The 9906-nt window shown below is 45.5% G+C and carries 6 protein-coding genes; 3 read left to right on the top strand and 3 right to left on the bottom strand.

Annotated features, from left to right (window positions below; genetic code table 11):
• Both QZ076_RS21430 and QZ076_RS21425 read right to left on the bottom strand, forming a co-directional pair.
• A partial coding sequence (locus QZ076_RS21430) for a lytic transglycosylase domain-containing protein (protein WP_293717145.1) occupies positions 1–614 on the bottom strand: 614 nt, incomplete at its 3' end.
• Entirely contained in the window at positions 592–1947 is a 1356-nt protein-coding gene (locus QZ076_RS21425; RefSeq protein ID WP_293717144.1) for a gliding motility-associated C-terminal domain-containing protein, read from the bottom strand. The genes QZ076_RS21430 and QZ076_RS21425, both read right to left, overlap by 23 nt.
• Positions 1948–2028: 81 nt before the next feature.
• Between QZ076_RS21425 and QZ076_RS21420 the strand changes: the two genes are divergently transcribed.
• Together QZ076_RS21420 and QZ076_RS21415 are read left to right on the top strand one after the other, a co-directional pair.
• The gene (locus QZ076_RS21420) at positions 2029–3828 is read left to right on the top strand and encodes a LysM peptidoglycan-binding domain-containing protein (protein WP_293717143.1); all 1800 of its coding nucleotides are present in this window, start codon (positions 2029–2031) and stop codon (positions 3826–3828) included.
• Positions 3825–4490 carry a porin family protein gene (locus QZ076_RS21415; protein WP_293717142.1) on the top strand — a complete coding sequence of 222 codons (666 nt, stop codon included), beginning with the start codon at positions 3825–3827 and terminating at the stop codon, positions 4488–4490. The genes QZ076_RS21420 and QZ076_RS21415 overlap by 4 nt, the downstream gene beginning before the upstream one ends.
• 5 nt (positions 4491–4495) lie before the next feature.
• On the opposite strand, the gene QZ076_RS21410 is transcribed toward QZ076_RS21415, so the two are convergent.
• Positions 4496–8410, bottom strand: a complete 3915-nt coding sequence (locus QZ076_RS21410) for a two-component regulator propeller domain-containing protein (RefSeq protein WP_293717141.1) — start codon at positions 8408–8410, stop codon at positions 4496–4498.
• Positions 8411–8930: 520 nt separating this feature from the next.
• On the opposite strand from QZ076_RS21410, the gene QZ076_RS21405 reads away from it, so the two are divergent.
• On the top strand, positions 8931–9906 hold a 976-nt coding region (locus QZ076_RS21405), incomplete at its 3' end, for a family 20 glycosylhydrolase (protein ID WP_293717140.1).

Raw genomic sequence — 9906 nt, 5'->3', positions numbered from 1 at the left:
GCTGTCTGCTTGGTCAGTTCACCGGAGATACGTCCCATGCCTGCGTTGTAGGAGGCGGCAACATTGGGCCAGTCGCCGTATTTGGCATAGGCAGACTTCAGGTATTTACAGGCAGCTTCGGTTGCTTTGGCTACATGACAACGTTCGTCGACCGTGGGTGTGACCGTCAGGCCATACTGTTTGCCCGTCGCTTCCAGGAACTGCCACATTCCGACTGCGCGTGCAGGGGAAGAGACACGGGGATCGAGGTGACTTTCTATCACTGCCAGGTATTTAAAGTCGTCAGGGACACCATTCGCCTTCAATATCGGTTCGATAACCGGGAAGTAACGGTTGGCACGCTTGATCAACAACATCGTGGTGGAATGGAAATAGGTAAAACTACTCAATTCACGATCGAACCCTTCACGCATATTGTAGCGGGTCAGGTCTATCGGTTCTCCACAAAAATCCAAAGACGCAGGGATATCCGGTGAAGCCGTCATCGCCATAACGACAGGTTTTCCTTCCAATACTTTTTCTGAATCACTTGAACTGATCGACAGGCAGGCCGTCAGGCAAATCAAGCCACCTGCCAAAAAACTAAATATACTATTCTTCGATAATTTCATCATCTATTCTCTTTGATCTAAGAATGTTAATTGAACCTTTTCTCTTTAATCGTTTACCGTCCGAGCCGGTAGCTTCTATCACATAAAAATAAACACCGGGAGCCACATACTTCCCTCCTTTCTTACCATCCCAACCTTGCGCCGGGTCTGTCCAATGATAGATCTCTGCCCCCCACCGATTGAATATCCAGCATTTGAAACTGTTAAGGGAGCGGTAAGCCACCCTGAACTCGTCGTTTATACCGGGAGTCGTTCCGGGAGAGAATGCATTAGGGACTTCGAGATAGGTGTCTGAAATATTTATTGTAACCTCAGGCAGAATATTCGTACATTGCAACGTTCGGTCTGATACCTCTAAGGAAACAATATAGGTACCATTCTGGTTGAAGGTATAATTGATTTCTTCTCTATTTCCATTTTGCTCCATCAGCTTTGTACTCTCTGTCCCCTCATTCTTTTGGGAGACAGTCCATTTGAATATGGCGGCTACAGGTACATTGGCTATCGCTGTAAAATTAAACTCGACAGGAGCCGACAAGCTATCTCCTTTCACGACCATATTAGGGATATCGCTTGCATAGGACAAAGTGTCTATCTTCATTACTGCCTCTACCGCTACAGCTTGATAAACATCAGTCGTTATCACCTTCTCCACACCGAAATGACGGGCAAACAAATCTCCTGACAACGTCACATCCGTATCACAGTAAGGAGGACCTATCTTGTCTTTAAACGGGTCATTGATAGTTTCTGTTACTATTTTCGTAACCATCATCGAGCCATCTTGAGCTTTTTCCATCGTCTGATAAGTCGCTTCAAATTCTCGGTTCAAGACAGTTGCATAACCTGTTTCGGGATTACTATATTTCATTTCCGACAATTGGGGACTTCCTGTCAAATACAGACCATCACAGCCACTACGTTGCTGATCGACATGAAGCTCTGTTATATTAACAGCATACTTACTATAATCAATAATCCAGACATAATGTGACTCGTAAATACTTTGACTCTCCATTACATAATATCCACATCCATCTTCCAGATTTCTTATAACACTTGTTGTTCCTTCCTGAAACGAAGGAATTTCTTCCCCATTTACTGCCTTGTTTTTAAATTTAAACCAACGACAATTTCCAGTCTGTGGAGTATAGCGTATCTCCGCATTCTCCATACCATAAACGAGGTAGACCTGAATCTTGTATTTAGTATCATCAAGAGCCAGCAGTGGCGTCCCTTGCCCCCCCGTCACCGTATATTTTTGAGCATGTGCTGCAAGTACCAACAACAGAAAACAGAGCGTCCCGACCACTCTTCGTAAACAATTCCTTTGCATATATTATAACCTAATTAGCTTCCAAAATTAGTATTTTATACGGACATACACTATCTTTGCGGCAAATATTCCAATCAGCAAATGAATAAGATTAGTATATACGTATTGACATTATGCCTGAGTTTTGCCTGTATTTCTTTGCATTCACAAAACAACAGGGCACGGATTATTACTACTAACGAACTAAATGATAATATATTTTATCATACCATAGAGCGGGGACAGACCGTTTACTCCATCGCTACTATGTACGGAGTGACGGTAGATGATATTTATCGTCTGAATCCCGAAAGCCGCGAGTCGATCAAGGCTGGCGCCACCTTAAAAATTCCGCAACGGGATGCCGGTTCCGCTTCATTGGAAAAGACGGAAGAAAATTTCTTATATCATACGATCCAACCGAAGGAAACGCTTTATTCATTGTCTATCCGGTATGCTGTACCCGGTCCGGACATCATCGAAGCAAACCCAGGATTGTCGACTTCCACTTTTACGATCGGCAAAACCATCCGTATCCCGGCTACTCCTATCGAGTCGTTGCCTACCAAAGAGGTAAAGACCGTCACCAAGGAGATCGAATATACGATCGAAAAGAAAGAAACCATGTATCGTATCTGCCGTAAGTTCAACGTTTCGAGTGCAGAACTTATCAAACGTAACCCGAAACTGAAAGACGGAGTAAAAGCCGGCATGGTCATCAAAATACCGGTGGAGACAAAAGATGTCGTAACCGAAACCGCTCCGGTGATGCATGAAAGGGACGTGAATGCCCTGCTTACCGCTCCCCGGGAGATCAAACGGGTGAATATGATCAAGGTAGCCCTATTGTTGCCGTTTATGACAAACGAAAAGACTCCTTCGGCCAACACCCTGCGTTTCATCGAGTATTATGAAGGAATGCTGCTCGCGGTCGACAGCCTTCGCAACAGCGGAGGTTCGATCGAGTTATCCGTATTCGATACAGGCAATGGCACAAAGAAACTGAAGGAAGTACTGAAAGACGACGCTCTGAAAGAAGCCAACCTGATCATCGGAGCCGTATACAACGACCAGATCGGCCCGGTCGCCGAATTTGCAGAAAAGAACAATATCAAATACGTCATCCCGTTCACATCCAAGAACGACGATGTATTATCCAATGCCAATATTTTTCAGGTAAACACCCCTCATTCCTACCTGTATGCCAAAGCGTCACAGGCCGGATGCGACTTGTTTGCCAACGACAACGTGATCTTGCTGAAAGTGCCAGGAACGGAGGAGAAAACTGATTTCATCAAAGCCTTCAAGGCTGAAATGAAACAACGGAATATCCCCTGGCGCGAACTGACTTACTCGGCTGAAACATTCCCTACCGATATGGAAGCCCTGTTGAGCAAGGAAAAAAGAAGCGTAATCGTTCCTACTTCCGGCACACTGGAAGCACTGAACAAATTCAAATCTCCCCTACGCATGCTTTCCGAAACAAAGCCGGAATACAACATCACCATGTTCGGTTATCCGGAATGGCAGACTTATACCCGCGAGTGCCTAGACGATTTCTTTGCATTGAATACCTATATATATAGTAACTTCTATGCAGACAACCTCGCACCCGAAGTATCGGACTTCTATTCGAAATACAAGACCTGGTACAGCAAGAGCCTGATCAACTACTTCCCTAAATACGGAATATTAGGCTTCGATACCGGTATGTTCTTCTTCGATGCCATCCGCAAATACGGTTCCAACTTCGAGAACAATCTGGGAAAGATCCGCTACAAAGGTATACAGACCTGTTTCGACTTCGAACGGGTTAATAACTGGGGAGGTTTTATCAACACCAACATATTTATCGTTCACTACCAGAACGACTATAATGTAACACGCAGTGAAGTAAGATGATCAGAAAGATTATAATCATATCCTCTTTGTGCCTGGCCGTTATTACCGGAAGTAAGGCACAAAGTAAATTCCCGCAGGAAGTATCTGTCGGTGCCTCGTTCGGTATGAACTTTTCATCCGTCAGCTTCAACCCCAAAGTTTATACTAAAATGAAACAGGGATACAACGGCGGCCTGGTTTTGCGGTGGAACTCGGAAAAGAACCTGGGCTTACAGACCGAGTTGAACTTTAGCCAGCAAGGATGGGAAGAAAAGTTCGACAATAATCCGACATACAAGTATGCTCGCACGATCAATTACTTTGAAATACCGTTCTTCACGCATATTTACTTCGGAAGCGACAAGTTTAAGTTTTACGTAAACCTGGGGCCCAAAATAGGTTATGCGTTCAGCGATAAGACCAGCACAAACCCGAATGAGCCCAATAAGAACGATGGCGCCAACTACCAACACGACCTGCCTATCCAAAAGAAATTCGACTGGGGATTATGCGGTGGGCCGGGTATCGAACTGCGCACAGGCATCGGTTATTTTCTGCTTGAAGGACGTTATTACTATGCATTAGGAGATATCTTCAATACCCGCAAAAGCGACGACTTCAACAAGGCCTCCTCTCAGGTCATGTCGGCACGCATCATTTACCTGCTGCCTATCCGAAAATAACTTCATCAGGAGAAATGCTCCTGACGGTATTTAGACGGGGTAGTTCCATAGACCTGTTTGAATACCGTACTGAAATACCGTTGGTTGGTAAATCCGGCTTTCTCCGAAACTTCCATAATACTAAGCTCCTTATCAGCCAGCAACTCCATCACGCGGGCCATCCTGAACTTATTGATATAATCGCCGATACTGACGTCCGTCAAGGCTTTCAGTTTATTATATAGTGAAGCCCGGCTCATGGCCATTTGCGAGGCCACGAAGTTCACATCCAGCTCGGGATTATCCAAATGTTCCCTTATCAATTCGTTCAGCTTTTTCATGAACTGTTCGTCGGCATTACTGATGGTATCTTCTTTCGGAGAGACGGTTTCCCGGCTGTCTTTATACCGTAGCTTGACGGCTTCCCTGTTCTTCAAAAGGTTGCGGACTATGGCAAGAAGGAACTCCAGATCGAACGGCTTCGGCAGATAAAAGTCCGCCCCTTCTTTATATCCCTGTACCGTGCTGGCCTGATCATTGCGGGCAGTCAGCAAGATAACCGGAATATGACTGACTTCGAGGTTACACTTCAACAAACGGCAAAACTCCATACCATCCATGCGGGGCATCATGACATCACTGATGACAATATCCGGTAAATGGCGGATAGCCATATCCAAAGCCTCGACACCATCCACAGCCACATACACCTGCCGGAAAAACTCTTTCAGGGAAGCCTTCAGATAATTCCGAAGTTCCGGCTCATCCTCCACGATCAGGACTGCGTATTTCCTGACGGAGAAGTCGATAGCCATATCGGCTTTTTCTTCGGAAGAAACCAGCAGCTCATTCAGATAAGGTCTGGCAACGATCGATGTTGTCGTATTATTCAAAGGCAATTCATAGAAGAATGTAGCTCCTTTTCCAATATTGTTTGCTGCACCGATACGTCCTCCGTGCATCTCCACCAACATACGTGCATAAGACAAACCGATCCCTGTCCCTTGTCTGTCATGCGTTCCTTGATAGAAACGTTCGAACAGCCGGGTGATATCGACATTATTCAGCCCGATACCCTGGTCGGAAACGGAGATACGCACATACCCCCGTTCAAGGCGGGAAGATACGGTAATACAAGTGTCCGCATTACTAAACTTCATCGCATTCATTACCAGGTTAGACAAGACTATCTCACATTTTGCCGCATCAAAGGGTACTTCCCCGAGCGAAGCGTCCAACTGGTATTCCAGGCTAATATTCTTATGAAGCAACTCCTCTTTGAATGCATCTGTCACCTGCCGTATCCACTCATTCAATTTATGGGAGCCGATGCAAAGCGTTTCTGTTCCGGTTTCCATTTTGCGGACATCCAACACCATGTCGATGATGTCTTTCACCCGGCGGGTCTGTTTCAGAATATCTTCCAATTGTCTGCCATGGGCAGCGTTACCGATCTCCCCCGAATCGAGAAGCCGTTTTAGCGGCGAATAGATCAGGGTCAGGGGCGTACGAAGCTCATGGTTCAGGTTGATAAGGAAACGGATCTTTTCTTCATACGTCCGCTGTTCATGTTCTTTCATGGCCCATATCATTCTCGTTTCCTGCTTTTTCATAACCAGCCAGAACACAAAAGACAGGCCGGCCAGCATGGCCAGTGCACAACAAAACAGAAACCAGTTTGTCCGCCACCAGGGAGGCATCACCTCCACAGTCAAGAGCTTAACAGGCACACTCCAATCCCCGTTCTTCTTATTGCAGGAGCCCCATATCTCATACAGGCCGGCAGATAAAGCATGAAACGCGATCGTATGGCTGGACGACTCCACCATTTCTTCCTGTGGACCTTTTATATAATAACGAAATAGTTTCTTCCGCATCAGATCGTTCTCCCTGACAATCACTTTTGCCGTTAAAGAGGTATAATTCCAGGGGACAGAGATCGTATTTCCATTCCGGCTCACCTCCGAGCCGGAAGATGCCCCATTCAGCATTACGTCCAGCAGACCTATGACAGGGTCCGGATTTTCCGGAAAAGGGATATTGTTTCCGATATGTACCAGCCCCATCATGCCGGCCATATAAATATCGCCTTCTTCGGTTATCAGCGGAGATTTGGTGATATATTCATTCACATACACACCATCGGATTCTCCGAACATCATTATTTTCCGACCCTCCGGTAGATAAGCGTATAGACCGTTATGCGTCCCGATCCACAAGCGGCCGGACTTGTCAAAGCCGAGTGAGGTAGCTCCGAGGAAGCGATTGTTCTCTATGGGTATCAACGTCTTCTCTTCCGGGTTGAAACGAAACACACCGGTCGTCGTTCCGATCCAGATATCCCCTTTGCCATCCTTACAAGCAGCGGCTATTACGCCTATGGAGTCTGCAAAAGAATAAAGTACACGTATGTTATTCTTTTTATGATCCAATACGAACAGATCGCTTTCTCCCCACAAATAACCAAAGTCATCCTCTTTTGCTATTAAATTGAGGGAAGAGAATGTCGCCCCACCTACCTCCGTTTGTACTGTTGCCAGCTTTCCGGGAGACTGGTTATACAGATAGACACTATCCGCCAACAGGTAAAAGCGCTTATCGTCCAGGCGATACAGCTGCACCGATTTACCCAGCCTGAACAATATATTATGCTTCTCCGTATCCGTCACCGGATATTCCTTTACCTTACCGGTTTGCTTATTAAACAGATACAACCCTTCCCCAAAACGCGAGAAGAGAAGTTCGGTTGCACTATAATCGATTATGGAAACTATTTTCGACGGATAAGTCGAAGGATAATGGCGGACAGATCCGGTTCGGGGATCGAGACGGTTCATGCCTCCCCCGTCCGTACCCAGCCAAACCACCCCCTCCGGATCTTCGTACATAGCGGTAACCGCCCTGTTACTCAAACCGTAAGTCGAATTAGGAAACGCATCCCGATAAGTTTTCATGTAGACCTCCTTCATGCCGATCAATCCCCCCCTGATACTGCCAGCCCACAGATTATTATCCGGATCATTATATAGGCACCAGAAAGAGTTTACAGGCAGGGAGGATGGTTTTCCCGGAACATGATCGATCACATCGACAGATCCATCCTTCTTATCGTAGACATTGATACCGCCTCCGTCAGTTGCCAGCCAGAGCTTACCTTCCCGTTCCTTGATGTCGAGAATAACTCCGTTGGATAACTCTCCCGGAGTGTTAAGACGACAAATCTCCCTGTTATTGCGATCGTATCCGATAAGCCCTTTGCCGTAGGGAGACACCCACAAATTATCGGAAGAATCGATCAGAAGCGCGGCGATCTGGAAATGCCCGACCAGGGAAGAGCGTTTTAAATCTCCGGTACGGATATTGTATTCCCACAAGCCATTCCAGCGAGATGCCAACAGGACCAAACTGTCCGACATCGTATAAGTGCACGCTTTGTTAAATAAGACCCGTAAGGTCTCTGCCGAATGAACCGGCAAAGAGTTTATTGCTCTGTCAGAGTAAGTATATTTAAAGAACCCATCCCGTCCAAAAAGTAAAAGCCCGTCTTCCACTAACACGTAAGCATGTGTATTTAATCTTTCATCATTGAAGAGTACCGGTACAAAGTTGTCTTTTTCGCGGTCATACAAAGCTAATCCCTGTTCTGTAGAAACCCATAGATTAAGCAAAGAATCTTCTACCAAAAAACAGATATCGTTTCCGGGTATGGAGCAGGCATCTTTTTTATCATGATAATAGGTTTTGATTTTCTCCCGATCAAAACAGTTTAATCCGAAATGGGTACCAATCCAGATAAGCCCTTTGTGGTCGGTCAAAACACATTTAACCATAGACTCCGATAATCCTTCCTCGAGTGAAATCTGCTTGAAGTGGTACTGCGGGGCAGCTTGCATTACGGTTAAACAATAAAAAGCCAAAAAACACAGGTATATATATTTCATTATAGCTAACATATTAAAGGTTTGTTTAGTACATAAATAACATCGTTCCGCAAGAACTCATGTTGTTTAAGGCTAGCTGATTAAATATTAACAGATTAGTATGTATCAAAAAACCGACCGGTAGTTTGTGGGTAACTATTATGCTTTAAATTTCTACACAATAGCCCCTAATAAAGAAGCAAACAAGCAGGAGCTACCTGTTGTAGTGCAAATTTCGCAATCCGGTATTCTTTTTCGGAAGAATAAGAACATGAAATAACCTCCTGTCTTATAAAGACTAAGAAAAGTGTCTTTGTGTAAAAAAATCTTTTTATATCTTTGTCAATTATCAAACAACATGAGTTCTTGCGGAACTAAATTCCTTCCCTGCAACGTTTAAAAAACAAGCCTGACGCCTTATTCTGGACAAATATTGAACATTTTTGTACAAAACCGGACATCCCCACCACCCCATACAACTAAATTTGCACCTATATACCTGAAAACATAGATAGAAAATGTTAACACAATAATAGATCAAATGAAAAAAGACAAGTTCCTATTCTTTTTCTTTATTATCTGGCTTGCTACCGGATGCACAACCTCCGGTCCGTCAGAAATAAACATCATCCCACAACCGGAACGGCAGACATCCGGTAACGGTCATTTCGCATTCAGCAAACACACCGTGATCCAGGTGGAGAACCAGGAACAACAACCTGTTGCCGAATTGTTAGCCAACTTGTTCACGACCTCCGGCGGGTTCACTCCTACTGTCAGAATAGGGGCATCCGAGACTTCCGCTTCTATCGTTTTCTCCACAGATACGACAGTTGCGGCAGAAAGCTACAAAATGGAAATAACCCCTTCCCTGATCTCTGTTAAAGCAGCAGACAACAGAGGTTTTTTCTATGCCACACAGTCTATCCGCCAACTTTTGCCCCCGACTATAGAAAGCAGGAAACAGGTACTCAATGTCGAATGGAACGTACCGGCACTGACCATCCAGGCCAGTCCCCGTTTCCCTTATCGCGGCATGATGCTGGATGTATCCCGGTACTTCATTCCCAAAGAAAATGTAATCAAACTGATCGATTACATGGCGATGCTGAAATTGAACAAACTCCATCTGCATCTGGTAGATGGAAACGGATGGCGCCTGGAGATAAAGAAATATCCCCGCCTCACTGAAGTAGGTGCCTGGCGTGTGGAACGTGAAAAGGACTTCTCCCAACGCAAAAACGCAAAGGCCGGTGAACCGACACCCGTCGGCGGTTTCTACACACAGGAAGATATGAAAGAGATCATCGCCTACGCCGCCACACGGCAGGTCGAGGTCATCCCCGAAATAGAAATGCCGGCACATACCAACTCGTCGCTGGCCGCTTACCCCGAACTGGCTTGTCCGGTGGTGAAAGACTTCATCGGCGTGATACCGGGAATGGGAGCACATGCCTCAGAAATCGTTTATTGCGCCGGAAACTACAAAGTATTCTCTTTCCTGGAAGATGTAAAGA

Origin of the sequence: uncultured Parabacteroides sp., from assembly GCF_905196875.1 — a bacterium.
Lineage (GTDB): Bacteria > Bacteroidota > Bacteroidia > Bacteroidales > Tannerellaceae > Parabacteroides.
The sequence above is the reverse complement of the archived record's forward strand: the minus strand, read 5'-3'. Positions and strand labels throughout refer to the sequence as shown.